Source organism: Marinobacter piscis (genome assembly GCF_007671655.1).
In the GTDB taxonomy this organism is placed as follows: domain Bacteria; phylum Pseudomonadota; class Gammaproteobacteria; order Pseudomonadales; family Oleiphilaceae; genus Marinobacter; species Marinobacter piscensis.
The window spans coordinates 844693-865827 of sequence record NZ_VCGX01000002.1 but is presented as its reverse complement, the minus strand read 5'-3'; the positions used below and the strand labels follow the sequence as shown (position 1 = coordinate 865827).

The following is a 21135-nucleotide window of genomic DNA, read 5'->3' as shown; positions in this document are numbered from 1 at the left end:
GCGTGAATGGCTGTTATGGACCTGACCTATGACCATCTGAGCGCTTGCCTGTTATGGCTTGCTGCTGAGAACGGCACCACGACCAGCCATGATGCGCTGGTCGCCGGCCTGCCTCTGGTTGACGGCCGCTTGTCGCCGTCGGTCTTTGCCCGCGCAGCTGAGCGGGTCGATATGAAAGTGAAACTGGTGCGCCAGCCTTTGGTGCGCCTGAACAGCTTGTTGTTTCCGTGTGTTGTTTTACTTGAAGGGAACCGTGCCTGCCTGCTACAGAGCATAGACGCCGAGCGGCAGACAGTGCAGGTGCTGCTGCCGGAACTGGATATGCAGACCGAAGAGCTGGAGCTTGCCAGTTTCAAAGAGAGCTACACCGGAATTGCATTGTATTGCCGTCCGGAGTTCCGTCTGGACCGGAAACGAACCGGCGCCCGGTCAACCGTTGAGCAGGGCCATTGGTTCTGGAGCGTGATCAGGGCTAACAGGCCTGTCTACAGGGACATCCTGATCGCCGCCTTCTTTATTAACCTGTTCGCCCTGACCATGCCCCTGTTCGTAATGAATGTTTACGATCGGGTGGTGCCCAACCATGCCACGGAAACCCTCTGGGTTCTGGCCATCGGGGCGCTGTTCATTATCTGCGCTGACCTGGCGCTGCGCCTGTTGCGGAGCTGGTTTGTGGAGCTGGCGGCGAACCGGGCTGATATTACCCTGTCGGCCCGCATTATGGAGCGCATACTGGGCACCCGCCTGGAACAGGCACCCGCATCCATAGGGTCATACGCTGCGAACGTTCAGGCCTTTGAGTCCGTACGCTCGTTTATCGGTTCCATGACCGTCACAGCGCTGATCGACCTTCCGTTCTTCCTGTTGTTTGTAGTCATAATCGGGCTGATTTCGCCGGTCATGATTATTCCGGTACTGGTGGGTACAACACTGATCATTCTGTATGCCTTGTCGGTTCAGGCGACAATGCACCAGCTCTCGGACACCATGAGCGAGGCCAGTGCGCAGCGCAACTCCGGCCTGATTGAAAGCCTGGTCGCGGCTCCCACCCTGAAAAGCTTTAACGCCACAAGCCGCATGCAGACGGCGTGGGAGCAGTCAACCCGGTTTCTGTCGGGGTGCTCCGGTAAACAGCGAATGCTGGGGATGTCTGTGGGTGCAGGGGCTTCCTGGATACAGCAGGTTGTATCAGTGGCAATGATCATTACCGGCGTGTATCTGGTTATAAACGGTGATATGACCCAGGGCGGCCTGATCGCCGCTTATATGCTTTCATCAAGGGCCATGGCGCCGGTTTCACAAACCGCCTCATTGCTCACCCAGTATCATCAGGCGGCAACGGCATTGACGTCCGTGGAACAGATGATGGATGCGGAACAGGACCGCGAGCCAGGCAAACAACTGATCAGCCGCGGCAGACTCCGTGGTGAAATTGAAATGCGTAACGTGTCGTTTCAGTACCCTGATGAAGAGCAGAATGCGCTTTCAGATGTGTCGCTGCATATTCGTGCCGGCGAGCGGGTGGGTATTCTCGGGCGTGTGGGGTCAGGCAAAAGTACTCTGGAAAAACTGATTCTGGGGCTATACCGTCCAACCTCGGGCAGCCTGCTGATAGATGGTCTGAATATCGGCCAGATTGCCCCCACTGAGCTGCGTCGCAACATTGGTTACATTCCTCAAGACGTTCAGCTACTCAGCGGTACCGTATACGACAACATCACACTGGGCACTGAGCATCCTGAAAGCGAGCGTCTGATGCAGGCTATCAACGTGTCTGGCCTGAAAACCATGGTTGGAGAGCATGCAGACGGCCTGTCGATGCAGGTAGGTGAGGGGGGTAATCGCTTGTCGGGTGGTCAGCGTCAGACGATTGCCGTAGCCCGGGCGGTGATGGCAGACAGCAGCATTATGTTACTGGATGAACCCACCAGCGCCATGGACAGCATGCTTGAAAATCATGTGAGCAAAGGGCTTGGCCAGCTCAGCCAGGGGAAAACGCTATTGTTAGTGACTCACCGGACCAGTTTGCTGGACATGGTTGATCGTCTGATCGTGATGGATGCCGGGAAAATCGTTGCCGATGGCCCTAAACAAGAGGTGCTGAAGGCGCTTCAAGAGGGGCGTGTGCAGCGGGGGGGGCAATGAGCAAAGACCTGAACATAGCCGAAAAGGCGGAGCAGAAACAGGCAGAGCGAAAGGCCTTTGAGCAGTTGAGCATGGCGGACTCTGTCGGTGCCAGAGGCAAGCGGTTTATTGACCGGCTTTTTCGGCCATTTTTCTCCGCGTTCGGGAATAACTCACGGCAATGGCCGGCTGATGCCGAACAGGCCATAGAGCAGCAAAGCACGCTTCGTGCCCGCAGTCTTTTATACGGCATCGCGATTGTGGTTATCGGACTTATTACCTGGGCGGGTTTTGCCAAAGTGGATGAGGTAACCCGGGGCGAAGGCAAGGTGATCCCCTCGCGCCAGTTGCAGGTGATTCAGTCTGCCGATGGAGGTGTGATCGAAAACCTGTATGTGGAAGAAGGCGACACCGTAGAGAAAGGCGACCTGCTGGTGCGCATAGACCCTACACGCTTTGTTGCCAGTTTCCAGGAAGGCAGTGTTCGGGTTTTTGCCCTGGCGGCCAAGGTCAAACGACTGCGCGCGCAGATTAATAACGAACCCTTGCAGCTGAATATCAGTAACACCAAAACACCGGAGCAAACGGAAGTACTGCGCCAGGAGCAAAGTTACTACCAGTCCAGCCTGGAGGGCCTGCAAGACAGGCTTTCCGTGGCCAAAGAACAGCTGGCTCAACGTGAGCAGGAACTGAGTGAGGCTCAGGCGGGCTTGAGTGCCGCGCGCAATTCCTACCGGATGTCTACCGAGGAACTACAGGCGACCAAACCCCTGCTGGCTTCTGGTGCCGTTTCTGAAATAGAAATCCTGCGGCTGGAGCGGGACCAGGCGGCCGCCGATGGCGAGCGACTTCAGGCGCAGGCCCGCGTCCGGCAGGTAAAAGCCAGTGTTCAGGAGGCAAAATCAAAAATTCGTGAGGTGGAATCGGCGGCTCGCAACCAGTGGCGTGAGGAGCTGAGCGAAGCAAGCTCCCAGCTGAACAGCCTGGAGAAAAGCGTTGCCGGCCTGGAAGATAAAGTACGGCTTTCAGAAATTCGCTCACCGGTAGACGGCACGGTTCAGCGCGTACTGCTCAATACCATGGGTGGCGTGGTGCAACCCGGAAACGCGGTTGTGGAAATTGTCCCCAGTGATGACCGCCTTCTGATAGAGGCGAAAGTCGCACCCAAAGACATTGCCTTTTTGCGCCCGGGACTGCCCGCCACCATAAAGCTGCACGCTTATGACTTTGCAGTGTACGGCGGCCTTGATGCAACGCTTGAGCACATCAGTGCCGATACGATTACCGACGACCGGGACAACACATTTTATCTGGTACGTGCGGTTACCGACGACAAAAAAGCAGCGCAAAAATTTTCCGTAATTCCGGGCATGACGGCACAGCTGGATATCATGACCGGCAAGAAAACTATTTTATCGTATCTGTTGAAACCATTACTGCGCGCTAAAGGCAATGCCTTGAGTGAGCGCTGAAATTGATTTGTTCCGTATGCACCCATGTGCGTGCGTAATTACTATGTGAGGTTATTATGGCTACGCTGGCAATTGTTGTATCACTGGTTGGGAAAGCCTGGGCTGAAAACGCTGATGGTGAACGTCGCGCACTGGAGGTGGGAGACCGCCTGGGGGCTGAAGAAACCCTGATAATGGCCGAAGGCGCCCGTATAGACCTGGATTTTGGCGACAGTCAGCAGCTGACCTTCCTTGGCGAGCAGCAAGTGACAGCGCAGGCAAGGGAAGACCTGGCCGAGGAGGCTGACAGCCTGGCGCCACTGGAGCAAAGACCGGAACCCGAGACAGAAGCGCCCAGGGTGGCTGATGAAGGAGTTTCCGCGCAAGGCCATAGCTTTGTTCAGCTGGTGCGTATCGGAGAAATTATCGAGGCTGATGGCATCACGCCGGTTACGGTTGCGCGCATTCAGGAAGTGCTGCGCCCGATGGGACTGAGTCTGCCCCAGGCTGAGTTTGTGCGCGATGAGCCGCGTGAAACCTGGTCTTCTGCTGGCCGACACGAGGCAAACGACAGCTTTCCTGAGACCGGCTCCAAACTTCCGGAACTGAGCATATCCATTGACGTAATTGCCGGTGATGACATTGTTGATGCCACTGAAGCACAGCAGACCATTACGCTGACCGGGACCGTGGGCGGTGGCGTATCGGCTGGAGATACGGTCACCGCAACCGTGAATGGCCAGCTTTATAGCACCATTGTCAATGCCGACGGCAAAACCTGGCAAGTAGATGTGCCCGGTAGTGAGCTGGCGCAAGATAGCAACGTTCACGCAACTGTAGAAAGTGTTGAACCAAACGGCACCCCTGTGTCTGCAGAAACACAGCGGCCTTACGAGGTTGATAACGCAACCCCGGATGCCAGCGTCGAGTTAAAAGGTGCTGGCCCGGATGGTATCTACAATGAATCTGAAATTGTAGACGGCAAAGTGCCCGGCGAGGTTACTTTAGGCACGAACACCGAACCTGGCGACACCATTGTTGTTACCGATGGCAAGGGTAATGAGCTGATTAACCGTCCGGTTACGCAGGATGATATCGATAACGGCATTATTGTCGATGTGCCCGTCGAGCACGACCAGTCTGACGTTGAGGTAAATGTTGAACTGACGGATCCAACGGGGAATACCAGCAGTGCCACCGACAGCAAGCCGGTCGATGCAGTGACACCAAAACTGACCGCCGAACTGGAAGGCGCAGGTACTGATGGCGTTTATAGCGTTGATGAAATCACCGATGGCAAAGTCACCGGTAACGTAACGCTGGACTCAAGTACCGTTGAGGTTGGCGATCGCCTGGTCATCGAAGACGCATCCGGCACGATCCTGATCGACCGCCCGGTAACACAAGACGACATTAATGATGGCGTTCGCGTCGAACTTTCTGTTGCGCCTGGCGATACGTCGGTTGAGTTCAGTGCCACCATTACCGACCCGGCGGGCAACTCCAGTGATGATGCCGATAATAAAGCCGTAGATAACGTTACGCCAACCTTAGATGTAACACTTGAACCGGGCAGTGGCCCGAACGGTGAATACAACGACAGCGATACCAACGATGGCAAGGTCGAAGGCACGATTGAGCTAGATCCCAATAATACCAGGCCTGGCGATACTATTGTAGTTACTGATGGGAACGACAATGAGGTGATCAGTCGTGAGATTACTCAAGCCGATATCGATAACGGCATTACCGTAGAGTTACCGGTAAGCGACGGCCAAACCAACGTTGAACTGAACGCCACCGTGACTGACCCGGCGGGTAACTCCAGCGACGGTAAAGACAACAACCTCGTCGATAACGTTACCCCGAGCGTATCTGTTGAGTTGGAGCCGGGTTCCGGTCCCAATGGCGACTTTAACGACACTGACATCAAAGACGGAAAAGTAACCGGCAAGGTCACCTTTGATCCCAAAACCACCGAGCCAGGCGACACGGTGAGCATCACCGATAAAGACGGCAAGGTGATTATTGAACGTCCTATTACACAGAACGATATCGACAACGGTATTTCCGTGGATGTGCCCGTCACAGACGGTCAAACCAATGTTGAACTAAACGCCAAAGTCACGGATCCCGCAGGCAACAGCAGCACCGGTTCAGACGATAATCCGGTTGATGGCGTGGTTCCCGGCGTCAACGTTGAGCTAGAGCCAGGCTCCGGTCCCAATGGTGAGTACAACGACGACGACACCAACGATGGCAAAGTGACGGGTGAAATCACCTTCGGTCCAGAAACCGAAGTGGGCGATAAAATCACGGTAACCGATAAAGACGGCGACCCAATTCTGGATAGCAATGGCGATCCGATTACTGATTATGAAGTTACCCAAGATGATATCGACAACGGCGTTACCGTGGATGTACCGGTATCTGATGGCGATATCGACGTTGGGTTGAAAGTTGAAGCGTCGGACTCAGCGGGAAATACCAGCACCGGCTCCGACCGCAACGATGTGGACAACACCATCCCGGGTGCCACCGCCACCCTTGAGCCCGGCAATGGTCCGAATGGCGAATACAACGACGATGACACCAGTGATGGCAAAGTTGAAGGCACGGTCACGTTTGACCCAGATACCACCGAGCCTGGCGATACAGTAAAAGTGACCGATAAAGGCGGTAATGTGATTATCGAACGCTCGGTTACGCAAGACGATATTGATAACGGCATTGTTGTGGATGTGCCGGTCGCTGATGGCCAAACGAATGTTGAACTGAACGTGGATGTCACCGACCCGGCGGGCAATACCAGTAGCACTGGCGACAGCAATCCGGTTGATAACGTCACGCCGACGGTTGATGTAGAATTAGAAGCCGGCTCTGGCCCGAATGGCACGTACAATGACAGTGACGCCAGCCAAGGTATAGTGAAAGGCACCATCACATTCGACCAGGCAAACACGCAGCCGGGCGATAAAGTCACTGCTACCGACAAAGACGACAACCCGGCTGTTGATACCAATGGCAACCCGGTTACTGATTACGAACTCACCCAAAGCGATATCGATAACGGCCTCACCGTTGAAGTACCAATCACCGGTAGTGATACCGAGTTAGAACTGAACGCCGATGTAACCGATGCGGCGGGCAACAGCAGCAGTGCCACTGACAGCAAACCCGTCGATGCAGTGACACCAACGCTGACCGCCGAACTCGAAGGCGCGGGTGGTGATGACGTTTATAGCGTTGATGAAATCATCGATGGCAAAGTCACCGGTAAAGTAACGCTGGATGCGGATACCGTTGAAGAGGGTGACCGTCTTGTTATTGAAGACGCATCCGGAACCGTATTAATCGATCGTCCTGTGACACAGGATGATATTAATGACGGCGTTAGTGTGGAAGTTTCCGTCGCGTCTGGCGATACCTCAGTAGATATCAAAGCCACAATCACCGATCCATCGGGTAACTCCAGTGACGATACTGATAATAAAGGCGTAGATAATATTACGCCAACCGTTGGCGTAGAACTGGAAGACGGCTCTGGTCCGAATGGCAGTTTCAACGAAGATGATACAGAGAGTGGTTTTGTTGAAGGCACCATCACACTGGATTCCAGCAATACCAAGCCTGGCGATACTGTTGTAGTTACTGATGGAAACGGCGATGAGCTGATCAATCGTGAGGTTACTCAAGATGACATCGATAACGGCATTGCCGTGGATGTACCAGTAAGCGATGGCCAAACCGACGTTGAACTGAAGGCCACCGTGACCGACCCGGCAGGTAACTCCAGCGATGGCAAAGACGATAATGCTGTCGATAACGTTGGCCCGGGCGCCACTGTCGAGTTAGAAGATGGCACTGGCCCAGGTGGTAGCTACAACGAAGGTGACATCACTGACGGCAGGGTTGAAGGCGAGATAGTACTAACGCCAGAAACCGAAGTTGGCGATACCATTGTCGTCACCGATGGCAAGGGCAATGAACTGATTAATCGCCCGGTTACAAAGGATGATATCGATAATGGCGGCAAAATCAGTGTCGAGGTGCCGGTTGAGCCCGGCCAGCCGGATGTTGTAATCAACGTGGAACTGACTGACCCTGCGGGTAACGAAAGCGGCCCGATAACCGACAGCAAAGATGTTGATAACGTAACGCCGACCGTTGAAGTTGAGCTGGAAGCCGGTTCAGGCACCAACGGTAAATACAACGACGATGACATCAAAGATGGTAAAGTTGAGGGCGCTATCACCTTCGATCCAAATACCACATCCCCCGGCGATAAAATTACCGTCACCGATAAAGACAGCAATCCAATCCTAGACGTCAATGGCGAACCTATTACCGATTACGAACTCACCCCAGATGATATTGTTAATGGTATTAAGGTTGATATGCCCGTTGATCCGACTGATACGGAAGTTGAACTAAACGTTAAAGTTGAAGACACGGCTGGCAATAGTAGTACAGGGTCGGATAGCAATCTGGCCGATGGCGTTGTTGTTACCGCAGAGTTGACGGTTAGCGAAGCGGATGTTTTTGAAGGTTCAAATGACCTTGAATATACAGTAACCCTCAAAGACCCTAATGGCGATCCGGCCATTGCAGCCAATGAGATCATCGTTACCACCGAGCTTGGCAGTATTGTCATAGCGAAAGGCGAGAGCTCCGGCACGCTTGAAGTGCCAGTGCAAGGCGACGATGTTTATAAAGATCCAGAGACTGTTACCAATAAAATCACTGGCATTACAGAAGATGCGCTTGGCGGCGACACAATATTTGAAAATTTAATCTTTGATAATGCGGTGGTAAGCACAGAGGTTAAGGACACGGTTGATACCACCACCATCAGCCTGAACAGCCCGACGGTGGTTGAGGGTGAAGACATTACCCTGACGGCGACGGTGGATCATGCGCCTGAAACTGATCTGAAAATCACCCTGAGCAATGATGAAACAATCACCATTGCAGCGGGTCAGACTGCGGGCAGTGTGACCTTCACCAACCCCAACGGTGAAGACGTCTACCAGGACGGAGAAACCCTGGAGTACAGCATCACGGACACGGCGGGCGGTAATTACGAGGATCTGGATAGCTCCGCCACTTCCACGGTTACGGTCGTCGATTCCATCGACACCACAACAGTCACCCTGAGTGACGTCACCGTTAACGAAGGTGATGGCATCACTATTACTGCCTCGGTTGACCATGCGCCGCAGGATTCTGGTCTGATTCTGACACTGAGTAATGGCCAGACCATTACGATTCCAGTAGGCGACACCACAGGTAGCGTAACTTTCAGCAACCCGAATATTGATACGCCCTATATGGATGGCGAGGTGCTGGAATACAGCATCACTGGCACCACCGGTGGCAATTACGAAAACCTGGATATCTCCGACAAAGCGGTGGTTACCGTTAACGATACGGTTGATACCACGACCGTTACCTTGAACAACAGCACCGTGAGCGAAGGCGCTGATATCACCATCAATGCCTCGGTCGATAACGCACCGCAGGGTAGTGACTTGGTGCTGACGTTGAGCAATGGTGAGCAAATCACCATCGCCGCGGGAGCCACAAACGGCAGCGTGACCTTCGCCAATCCGAACGATGAAGACGTATACCGGGATGGCGAGACCCTGGAGTATGGCATTACGGCCAGCAGTGGTGGGAATTACGAAGATTTAGATACCACTGCCAAATCGACCATCACGGTTGAAGACACCGCAGACACAGTTACTGCCAAGCTGACTGTTAGCGAGGATACTGTAAGCGAAGGCGAAGCAGCCGATTTGGTCTATACCGTTACGCTTGAAGATGCGGCTGGCAACCCAGTTACCACAAATAACACCATCACGGTTAACACAACACTGGGCGACATTGTTATTGGCGCTGGCAACACTCACGGCGCTATCAATGTGCCAGTTCAAGCAGATGATGCGTACAACAATGAAGAACCGGTAGTTAATGAAATAACCGGCATCACAGAAGCCAATGCGGGACAGCCAGGCAGCTTTGAGAACCTGGCGGCAGATACCACAGCCGTCACTACTAAGGTTAATCAGAGCACTACACCGACCACCATCACGTTAAGTGACATCACCGGTTTTGAAGGTGAAAGCCACACTATCACTGCAACGGTTGACCATGCGGTTACTGAAAATGATTTAGTGATTGCACTGGATAATGGCCAGACCATAACTATTGCAGTGGGTGACACTACCGGTACGTCTAATCCGTTCGAAATTCAGAGCGAAGACGTGTATTTGGATGCTGGAAGCTATGATGTGGCTATAACCGGGGTTACTGGCGGTAACTTCGAACAAGTTATCGATACGGCTACTTCCACAGTATCGGTTAACGACACCATAGACTCGGTTTACGCCATTATTGAAGCTGATGTTGGTGCAGTCCTCGAAGGCGGCAGTGTTAAGTATTCAGTTAAGCTGGTTGATGAGAATGGCGATCCTGTTGAGGTGCCAGCAGGCAACTCTATTGACGTTGCTTTGAAGTGGGAAGGCACTGCCGACGCAAGTGATGTGAACAGCTTGCCAAGTTCGATCACTCTAAGTGGTGGTCAGTCAGAATCCCAATTTACAGTAGAAACAAATGCTGACAGCTTGCCGGAGCTGAGCGAGCAGCTAACAGCGATTATCGAAGGTGTTACCGACACAGACCAGCAGTTCGAAGACCTGCAAATTGGTCATGTAAAGAACAACACTACTGTTACTATTTTTGACAAACCAAGCATCAGCGCCAGCAATATCACTGTTTACGAAAAAGGCTTAACGGATGATAGTAGCGAGGGCGACGGCTCAGTAACGGCCACAGGCACTTTGTTGGTTAGTGCACCAACAGGTCTCGAGAATATTACTATCGATGGTAAGACTATAACGCTTGGCCAGTTAGGAGCCACACCGCATACCATTTCTGTGGAAGGCGGCGACCTGACCATCACCAGCTTCACTCCAACCGCGCAAAGCAATGGCAACGATGCACAGTGGGAAATAGAGTACAGCTATACCTTAAATGGTACACAGCCCCATACAGCCCAAGGCATTGATAATGCAGGGCTTGATTTGGCCTTAGATGTGGTTGCTACAGACCCGGCCGATAGTAATCTAACGATTACTGAATCCGGTAATGACTTGGTTGTTACCGTCGTTGACGACGTACCCGAAATTGTCTCTTCTGGTGTTGATCTCGACGAGGCAGAAGTGACAGAAGCTGACCTGGGTGCAACAGTTACGGTTGATTTTTCCGGCGCTTTTGACGCCAGCTTTGGTGCCGATGGTGCAGCAACAAGCAATAGCCTTATCTATGAGCTTGTCGTAAAAGATACTGATTCTGGCCTAACAGATACCGCAACAGAGAAAACCATTAATCTGGTGTTAGATGGCGATGTAATTAAAGGTGTGGTTGATGATTCTACAGACGTAGCTTTCACCATCACCCTTGATCCAGCAACAGGCAAGGTAACCCTTGAGCAAAGTCGCGCGCTTGAACATAACGACCCCCTCACGCCCAATGACTTCGTTAAAATCACCAATGGTGCGATTAACATAAAAGCGACCGCTAAAGATGGCGATGGTGATGAAGCAAGTGCAGAGGTCAACATCGGCGACCGTTTTGTGTTCCAGGATGACGGCCCAGCGCTGAAAAACGGCAAAGTAGACCAAGATGGATTCGTTATTGGCAATGAAATTGTCGATGAAAAATACTTACCGTCTGGGAGCGACTCAAGTCCCAATAGCCTGACTTTTACTAAAGATTTGCCGGTCGGCTTCGGAGCCGATGGAGTGGCTGGAACAGCCGGGCTTAAATTTGCCAATACGGATGTATTGGAAGCAATGGGCCTGAAATCTGGCACTAAGCCCCTAGCATATGAAATTAATACAGATGGCAACAACATCTTTGCTAAAGCAGATGGCAAAGACATCTTCACCATCATCCTAAGTGTCGATGGCGATGGTACACCAAGCTACGAGTTCACTTTGAAAGGCCCGCTTGACCACACCTTGAACGCTGATGGCGAAACAGCCGACAATATCGTTCTGCCTTTTGAAATCACCGCGACTGATGGTGACGGCGACTCGATTGACCTGAAGTTTAAGGTGGAAGTGAAGGATGATACGCCCGCTTCAGGTGATCGTGACCTGAAGGTCAATGAAGACGGCGCCGTCAGCTTTAGTAACGCGGATATTAATACCAGTACAGTTAAAATACAGGCTGCAAATCAACTGGCAGATGATCCTGACGGCAATGCAGTCTGGGATCTTACTGGTGGACATGGACAAGTCCTGGTGAGCAATGATGGCACCATTACCTACAAGCCGAACGAAGATTACCGTGGAGAAGACAGCTATACCTATACCGTCACTACAGACGGTGGAACCTACGACCGTACAGTGAATATTACCGTTAAACCGGTGGCAGATAAGCCGTTATTTGCTGATGAAAATGGAAACTATCCAGGCGATTCCACGATAGATCCCGATGGTTCGCTAAACACTGGCACCTACGACTATAGCGTGCAAACAGATGAGGATGTATCGGTAGGCTTGCAGCTGCATGTGCCAAAGGTGAAAGATGGTGGCAGTGCTGCAACATCAGACCCTGCCGAGCTATTAGGCGCTATTACTCTTGGCTTCAAAGATCTGGCCGCAGATTACACGCCTGAGCTACAACTGGCGGATGGCACAGTTTTATCACCTGACGCCAGCGGCGAATTCCAGTTTGTTATTGTCGATAATGAAACCGATAAAAACCCACTGGACTTGCATCTGGATATTGGCCTGCCTGCAGAAGGCACTTCGAGCGGTGTCCACTACTTGACTGAAACGCAGTACAAAGGGTTACAGGTGCGACCACCCGCTGAGCGCCATGAAAACTTCAAAACTGAAGTGTCGGTTGATAGTTATGAAGTGGATGAGCACGGTGAAAAGCTAGCCGGCGTTAATGGCGCAACAAGCACGCAAACCATCGACGTTAAGGTGCAAGCTGTTACCGACCCAATCGAACTGAAAATTGAAACGGACCAAGATAGCCATAGCTATGAAATGGATGAAGACACCGCATTCAACCTTAATGACAAGCTGACGGTTAACTATCCAGATGATTATGTGAATGACCATGATGATCGAGTTAACAATGACGGCGACGGTGTAGCGGGCGGGGATATTGATGGCAGTGAAACGCGCTGGTTTGAAATTACCGGCTTGCCAGAAGGTACTAAAGTAAATGGTGTTGAGGTAACGCCAGGTGAGGCTTTTCGTATTGAAGCGCCGAACTTAAGCACTTCAGCTGATGGGTTACCTGATATCAATATCGCCCCACCGAAAGACTTCAGTGGCGATCTCAAAGATATTATCGTAACTCTAAAAGCGCAGGATAAAGACTCTGATGACGGAAATGCTGACGGTCTAATTGAAGAAGACAGCATCACACTTGATCTGCAAGTAAATCCAGTTGCAGGCGACGTAGCGATAGAAGGCACAGAAGGCCTTGAAGATGAGCCGATTGCGTTCCTTGAAAAGATAAAGGTCACTGATGAAAGCACAGCATCAGGCACTCTGGGTGAAGTGATTACGGAAGTGTCTTTCACTGTGCCAACAGGCTGGTCACATGATGCCGGGCAAAACACATGGTCGAACACCGGCGGCCAGACATGGACCATGGCACCATCAACAAGTGCTGGATGGACAGGTAGCTGGAATGGTGATGAGTACACAATCACCTTCACGGACTCTACCCTCACCACTTCAGAGCGTGAGGACATCCTCAAAGAATTTACCGTCACACCCCCTGCGCACAGCAGTAAAGACATTGACCTAGAGGTTGAGGTCACCAGTGTTGATCACAGTATTAGTTCCGCTGGTTCATCAAGTGCCCCAGCAAGCCAGACAGGAACGCTAACTGTTGTGGTTAAGCCTGTTGCCGAAGACGTGGATACAAACTCGGACGGTGCTGATGGCAATGACGTCACCATGGGCAGCAATCATATTTACCAAACCCCGGGTGAGGAAGATGACTGGTTTGTTCTGGGTACAGAAAGCGGTGCAGGCATTACCGATTTCCAGCTCAGCAATGGCTGGTCTAACGAAGACGGCAAATGGGTGAACGATGGCTCGGGTAACTGGTCTGAAGACACCAGCAACGGCCGCAGTGAAGACACTTTTGCCTTATTAACGCCTTATTCCACGGCCGATAACGATGCCCGTCATGACGGGGACAACCCGACAAACAACCTGGGCAGAGCACTGGAAGGCAGTGTCTTTACTTACAGTGACGGCACAACAACCTTTACCCTTCCTTTCGCCGGCGAACCCGTAAAAATCCCCATGCAGTACCTGGACAGCGTTCAGTTCAAGGGGCCGGCAGACTGGGCGGGTGTGGTTAAAATCAAAGTTGAAGCCCATACCGTAGACTATGACGAAGATGATTCAGACATCACTGCTGAAGCGACGTCTGGCGAATCCTGGCTAACTAACCTGATCATCGAGCCTCGTGCCGATGAGGTTACCCTGCAGGTGGATACACCGGTGAAAACTCTGGAGGACGAGCCTGTTACCCTTAACATTTTGCCAACCAGCAGTGATGATGAGGAAACCTTTGATGTCACCATCAGCAAGATACCCAAAGGTGCGAAAATCACTTATAACAGTGTTGAATACGATACGTTGGCAAGCACTCTGCCAACCGAATTAACTGATAATGGTGATGGCACTTATACCTTAGAAATTGAAGGCTTCGACAAGACTGAGCAGCCCGAGCTAACACCACCAAAAGACAGCAATGAAGACATCGAACTGACGGTTAAAGCCGAGTCGGTGGATACGCTGACCTATATTAACGACCAAGGAGATAAGGTCGTTATTCAACATAAGGGCAACACCAAAACAACAACCGTTTATGACGGCGACTCTGATACGGTAAAGACTCCGGCTCAAGATGAGACTGTAGGCTCTAACACTCCCAAGCCACTGCCTATTAAAGTCGACGTACAAGGTGTACCTGATGAGCCGAATGTAACCATTGACAATGCCAAGGAGTATTGGGAAGACGGTGTTGAGGACCCCCTTGGACAAAATGTTGATCTGGCTCCGAGTTTAGAGGTTGACCTCAAAGACTTGGTTACCGACATAGAATCGGGTGAGATTGAAAACACGGATGACGGTAGCGGTGGGATGACTGACGATGGCTCTGAAACCGTCACCCTGCGCATCAGTGACCTGCCTGAAGGCTTCACCCTTACGGGAGCTGGCCCACAATTAGGCGCTGGCAGTGGCACGGATCGTCTCTGGGTGATTTCCAAGGAAGATCTGAAAAACGTAAAAATAGGCGTTCCAGAGCACTACAGTGGTACGGCCAAGTTTACTGTTCAGCCAGTAGTGACTGAAAACGACAACCCATCTCATACCTTCTTTGACAAGAAAAACGTCAGTTTCAAGGTGAAGCCGGTCGCAGAAGCCTCGCTGAGCATCAGCTCGGATCTGACAGAAGACACGGTTGGAAAGCTGGATTTGCACGCAGATCTAAAAGGCGATACTGACGAGTTTATTAGCCAAGTAAGGATTAAGGTCAGTGATGTTACAGATAAGAACCTAACACTTTCTGCTAATAGTGATGGTACTGGAACACCAACTACAGAAACTATTGAGGGTGTTGACTACTACGTTTTCAATACAGCTGGAGGCAGCAAAGAGCCCGAGGTTTATGTCAAAGGCCCCGCCAACCACAGTGGCGACATCAAGCTGAATATTGGCTACACAGTAACCGACCCAGTTGGTGACCCTAGCGCTGATATTGCAGAAGGCACTAAAACCGGTACTGTTGATCACACCCTCAGATTTGAAGCAGTAACCGATGAGATTGGTGCTGCAATTGATGACATCACGGATAACAATACCGGCGAAAACTTTACTTATGATGACGTTACGAACACTGCCTCCATCAAAGGTTCAGGGAAAGTCACCGTTAAGGTAGATGTTAGCCAGCAAACAGACGCGAATGCGAATTATGAAACAGACACAGATGGCAGTGAGCAGTTAACCCATATCCAGATAGAAGGCGTACCTCAGGGCGTCACCGTTGAGGGAGCTGTAAATACCGGTGAAGGTCAGTGGTTAATTGAAACCACTGACAGCTTTAATAGTGACACGCTCACCAAAGACATAGTATTCAATGTAACCGGCCATGCCGAAAACGCCACGAGTCCCATCACTATCACCAGCTACAGCAAGGATAATGGACCGACGGAACATCAAAAGGCACAGGTTGATTGGGATTTGGTCGTCAATCAAAGCGGTGAAGGTGAGGGTGAATTGCCTAGCGTCACACTAACCGATAAAGCAACAGAACAAACCGAAGACAATGAGTTTGCCTTATCGGATCAGATAGAGACTAAACTGACAGGTGGTGATCTGGATGAGTACGACATTACTGTCACTTTGCGCACCTCACCAGGCGATGACACAGAGTATAAAGATGCCAGTGGCAACCTACTCACCCGTACCGAAGTGACCGAAAATGGTGACCCGGTGGTTCTGTGGACTAAAACTGAAAGCGTGGGACAAGGTGATGATGCTAAAGCTAAGCTAGATGCTCTATTAGAAAGCATCAAGGTGCACACCCCAGAGCATGCGAACACCAACAACTTGCCAGGGAATGGTAATTTACCGTTGGATGTCACCGTGTCGGTACATGCTAATGGTGTCAGCAAAAAAGGTGAGCTAAAGCCTGAGGTTGAGCTAACACCGGTTACCGATGAAACCACCGTTACCATTACCGCGGAGCCGGTGGAAGAAGGCAAAGATATCACTATTAATATTGAGCTGAAAAATACCGCTGACGATGAGTTCTCTAATATCCAAGGTAATAAAATCACCATCACCTTGGGCGATACTGGGTTAAAGGGGGAGTTGTTAGATGCTAATGGCGATGCGCTGCCCTCAACGGGCCTTAATACCTATGAAATAACGTTGGTGGATGGCAAGCCGCCACAGCTGATTTTCAGACCAGATGTCACTAATCATCCGCACCAAACAGGTAGTCTTGATATCACCGCCTCTGTGACCGCTACAGAAGATGACGCGAGTAACTCCGTTAAGTCAGAAGGTAGTGGCAGTCTAATAATAGAAGAGAGCAACAGCGGCTATAAAGCGGGTATTACCGCCGAAGGCAGCGAACTGAATGATGCGAATGCTGACCATATTGAACTGAGCTTTGCCAACGATGGCCTGGTTGATGACGGCGAGCAAATCGATTCCGCCTTTATCAGCGATCTACCTGACGGCTTTACGGTTTGGGTGGGCGGCGATATGGCCAACAACGCCGGTAGCGGTACTTGGGCTATTCCACTGACCGGAAACGACTTGCCAGCTAACATTAGTATCAAGCCGCCTAAAAACTGGGCGGGCACTTTGGATGATCTTAAGTTCACCGTGATGAGCGGTCATGACGGGTTGGAGTCATCCGCTTCGGATATCAACTTTGACTTGGTCGTCAACCCGACACCAGATGGTGTGGACTTTACGCCAACGCTGAGTTTTGGGGATGCCGGCGACAAAATATCTCTTAACCTAAACGCCAGCATGAAAGACCCATCGGCTGCTACTGGAGCTGCTGGTGACGAATACACTGAAGTGACTGAACTAAGCCTGACGGGCTTCCCAGATGGTGAGAAAGTGCTGTTCTTCATTGGTGACTCTGAAGATCCGCTGGATGAGTCGCGGGCTACATTTGATAGCACTACGTCTACATGGACTATCGATGGCCTAAGCCAAAGCGACCTGCAAAACCTTAAGTTTTTACACGCTGAGGGAGACGGCAACCTTACCGTGAAAGGCAGAACCTACGAGGTGGACTCTGGCGGCAATCCATACCAGGAAGGTGGCAACACCAAATATTCTGACTGGTCTGCCGATAAAACGGCAGAAATCAATGTCTCACAAACTGTGCCCACCTCGGGTGACGACCATTTCTTGTGGGATGGCAGTGCCATTAACGGCTTTGGCGGTAATGACACGGTTCAGTTGCGCTTTGGTGATGACTTGAAGACTGCTGATTTTAAAGAGCTGGAGAATATCGAAATCATCGATATGCAAGGTTCTGGTGAAAACACCATCGGTACTGAAACAACAGGCTTAAGCATCCAAGATGTATTGAATATGACCGATAGCGAAAATGAGCTGACCATCGATGGTGATGGCGAAGATTCGGTATTCTTAAGCCAGGAGTGGGGAGAAGATAAAGAGGCTGCTAATGATAGCTATGTGGCTTATACCAACATGACCAGTGACGCGACGATAAATATTGCAAAGGAGATGTCAATCAGTTATGACGTCCCAATTGTTGATTAAGTAAAAAACCGGTCAGGGAAGGCCCGTATTGTTTGTCGCAAACCAGGAAAAATCTCCAGTTTCCTGCGCCCCAAATTCTGGCTGTCTTTGGGGCGTGGGTTAAATTGGGCGTGCGCGTTTCAGGCCAGAACCCCTCACCGTTTCTCTGCCAGATTCGCCACCCCGAACGGAACATGCACCATGGGAATATCCCCGGCCTCGGATTCCAGATGCGAGCGCTGGTCATCAAAGAACATGTGGGGTTTGAGCACGTTTAGAATGCGGTCTTTCTTCATTCCGCCCAGGAAGAAAACCTCATTGGCATCCACGCCCCAGTGTTCCAGGGTGGTAATCACCCGCTCGTGGGAAGGTGCATTGCGGGCCGTCACAATGGCGGTTCGCAAGACCCGCTGATACTCAGGGTCGTCGGTGACGGCCTGGTCTTCCAGTGTTTGCAGGTGTGAAAGCTTGCGGAATAAATCCGCCAGCGGCCCCGGGCTGTGGGGGATCTGGGAGTGGGATGTTTCGTACGCCTGGAAATCTTCCAGAGAGCCGGCTTTATATACCTGCTCCGAGTCGTCGTCGGCAATCACGCCATCAAAGTCGAAGGCAATGCGCAGTTCCGTGTCACCTTCATCATCCACAACCTTGCTTGGTAGAACTCTGCCGGCGGCATAGCCATAATCAATTGCCTGGGAAACATCCCCCGGGTTTGCTGACAGAAACAGCGAAGCGTTGAAGGCAGGAATGTAGGCATAAGGTGACCGGCCTTCCAGAAACGCCGCACGGGTAATATCCAGGCCGTGATGGTGTATGGAGTGAAAGATCCGTTTGCCGGTGATCACCGAGTTACGCGACAGCAGAACCACCTCCACCGGGCATTGCTCGGGAAACTTCTGGTTGACACTCAGAAACCGTTTTACGAACGGAAAAGCCACGCCCTTGCGCAACGGCTTGTTGAGATGCGCTTCCTGATAATGCCGATACGCTTTTTCACCTTCTTTGCGGAACACCCGGTCTGATCTGGACAGATCAAACAGAGCGCTGGACGCCACGGCGATCACGAGCTTGTCTTCAATAGGGTAGGCCATCCGGCGAGTGTTCCTGTTACGGTAAAAACGATAGGTTCAGCAATGTATCAAATACAACTATGGCCGAACATAACCCCCAGGTACCCCCTCTTTGGAAAACACCCACTGATATAGCTGCAGTTCCCGGGCACGGAAAGCGCCGGCGCAGGAGAGCAGGTAATACCGCCACATACGGTAGAAACGGTCGCCCAGTTTGTCACGGAAGTCTGGCCAGGCGGCCTCAAAGTTGGCGTGCCAGGCCATCAGTGTTTTGTCGTAATCGGCGCCGAAGTTTTCTACGTCTTCCGCAACGAACAGGCCGTCTGAGGCATGGGCAATCTGGCTTGCTGACGGCAGGTCTCCGTTCGGGAAAATGTATTTTTCTGTCCAGGGGTCGGACACGGTGGTGGTTTTCTTGTTGCCAATGGTATGCAAAAGGAAAAGCCCGTCACCGGCAAGAACCCGGTTTGCCACGCCCATGAATTCACGATGGTTTTTGCGTCCGACATGTTCAAACATGCCAACGCTGGCGATGCGGTCAAAAGTGCCCTCTACTTCCCGGTAGTCCTGCAGTTTTACCTCAACGGGCAGGCCGGGGTAGTGGCTTCGTATCCAGTCGGCCTGGGCCTGGGAAACGGTGAATCCTACGCACTCCACGCCATAATGTTCGGCAGCGTAACCCATAAAACTGCCCCAGCCACAGCCAATATCCAGCACCCGCATCCCTGGCTGCAGTCCGAGTTTTTGGCAGATCAGGTCGAGTTTGGCTTCCTGGGCCTCCGCCAGGTTCTCGGCGTTTTTCCAGTAGCCGCAGCTGTAGTTCATGCGTGGGTCGAGCATTGTCTGGTAGAAGTCGTTGCCCAGATCGTAATGAAACTGTCCGACTTCCCAGGCGCGTTTACCACGTTGCAGGTTGAGCAGGGAGGCAGTAAGAAAGTAAATCAGATGCCGGCGCGATTTGAAGTGCTGGTCTAGCTGGCTGTTCAGCAGGCGATAGAAGAACTGGTCAAGTTGTTCCACGTCCCAGTGCCCATCCATATAGGCTTCGCCAAAGCCCAGGTTGCCTTTACTGATGGCCCGGTCAATAACATCCGGCGTATGCAGCTGAATATCCCAGGGTCGCGAGCCTCCGATCTGTATGTCGGCGCGTTCAAGCAACCCGGCAACGGTGCGATGGAGTTTCGAGTCTGAGATGCCGGAAGCAGACGTAACCTGAACATTGTTGTTTTTTGTCATACTGGATATTCCCCTCCCTGTGGCGGACTTACACTGTGTATCTGAGTATAGTCACCATTTAGTCAGATTGTGGAGCCTTGGTCAAAAAGCCAGAGGAGTACCTTTATGGAGCGTAAGCGAACAACACCGTTACGGGACACCCGGGTCAGCCCGCACGGCTGCTCCGCTGACTTGCGCGCCAGAATCCTTGGCAATGCCCCGTACTTTCGTGGATTGCCAGAGCCAGCAATTGCGGCGGTTAACCGTTTGTTTCGCAGTGTAGACTATCCCTCGGGTGCAACGCTTTATCACGAGGGGGCACTGGCTGAAGCACTGTTTCTGGTTGCCCATGGCAGGGTCAAACTGCTTCGGTACAGCACCTCCGGACATGAGGTGGTGCTGGATTTGCTGGGGCAGGGCGACCCTTTTGGCGGGCTCTCCGTACTCGGCCGGCGTCGTTACCCACAGAGTGCGGTCGCGCAGACGGATTGCTGTGTGCTGATGATTACCACAGCCGATTTCCGGCACTTGCTGCACACCTACCCCGAAGTGGCGGTGAGCGCACTTGACGGGGTGGCCAGGGATCTGGAGGCGGCGCACGATATTATTCGGTCGCTCAGCACCCTGCCAGTAGAGGCAAGAATCGCCAGGGTGCTGCTCGATCTGGCTGACCGGTTGGGTGAGACAGATAATGCCGGCACTCTGATCCAGTCGCCACTCTGATCCAGTCGCCACTCTCCCAGCAGGACCTGGCGGCAATGGTCGCATCTACCGCAGAAACCGTGAGCCGCACCATCTCCAGCCTTCGTCGCCGGGGCTTTGTTGAAACCGGGAGGCAATGGATACGTGTCTCCGATCGTGCCGGTCTGGAGCAACTGGCTGAGGGCTCAGACAGCGATTAAATTTCCCGGAATTTGTCCAGGTCATTAT

7 protein-coding genes are annotated in these 21135 nt (G+C 52.0%); 5 read left to right on the top strand and 2 right to left on the bottom strand.

The annotated features are described in order from the left end of the window. The first annotated feature begins 6 nt into the window (after nucleotides 1-6). Genes FFI95_RS09620 through FFI95_RS09610 form a run of 3 tightly spaced genes read left to right on the top strand, consistent with a single transcriptional unit; the run spans nucleotide 7 to nucleotide 17941 of the window. Entirely contained in the window at nucleotides 7-2145 is a 2139-nt protein-coding gene (locus FFI95_RS09620; RefSeq protein ID WP_186311991.1) for a type I secretion system permease/ATPase, read from the top strand. After that, nucleotides 2142-3596, top strand: a complete 1455-nt coding sequence (locus tag FFI95_RS09615; RefSeq protein WP_144822184.1) for an HlyD family type I secretion periplasmic adaptor subunit — start codon at nucleotides 2142-2144, stop codon at nucleotides 3594-3596. Before FFI95_RS09620 ends, FFI95_RS09615 begins: the two co-directional genes overlap by 4 nt. 56 nt (nucleotides 3597-3652) lie before the next feature. Beyond that, nucleotides 3653-17941 carry an immunoglobulin-like domain-containing protein gene (locus FFI95_RS09610; protein ID WP_144822183.1) on the top strand — a complete coding sequence of 4763 codons (14289 nt, stop codon included), beginning with the start codon at nucleotides 3653-3655 and terminating at the stop codon, nucleotides 17939-17941. A 134-nt stretch (nucleotides 17942-18075) separates the two neighbouring features. Here the strand turns inward: FFI95_RS09610 and FFI95_RS09605 are convergent, their stop codons facing one another. Together FFI95_RS09605 and cfa are read right to left on the bottom strand one after the other, a co-directional pair. Beyond that, nucleotides 18076-19011 (bottom strand): 5'-nucleotidase, encoded by a 936-nt coding sequence (locus FFI95_RS09605; RefSeq protein ID WP_144822182.1) that lies wholly within the window; start codon nucleotides 19009-19011, stop codon nucleotides 18076-18078. Nucleotides 19012-19068: 57 nt separating this feature from the next. Beyond that, nucleotides 19069-20226, bottom strand: a complete 1158-nt coding sequence (gene cfa, locus FFI95_RS09600) for a cyclopropane fatty acyl phospholipid synthase (protein ID WP_144822181.1) — start codon at nucleotides 20224-20226, stop codon at nucleotides 19069-19071. A 105-nt stretch (nucleotides 20227-20331) separates the two neighbouring features. Between cfa and FFI95_RS09595 the strand changes: the two genes are divergently transcribed. Both FFI95_RS09595 and FFI95_RS09590 read left to right on the top strand, forming a co-directional pair. Then, on the top strand, nucleotides 20332-20928 hold the full coding sequence (locus tag FFI95_RS09595; RefSeq protein WP_144822180.1) for a Crp/Fnr family transcriptional regulator: 597 nt from the start codon (nucleotides 20332-20334) through the stop codon (nucleotides 20926-20928). Further along, nucleotides 20925-21107, top strand: a complete 183-nt coding sequence (locus tag FFI95_RS09590) for a Crp/Fnr family transcriptional regulator (protein WP_342778855.1) — start codon at nucleotides 20925-20927, stop codon at nucleotides 21105-21107. The genes FFI95_RS09595 and FFI95_RS09590 overlap by 4 nt, the downstream gene beginning before the upstream one ends. The last annotated feature ends 28 nt before the right edge of the window (nucleotides 21108-21135 follow it).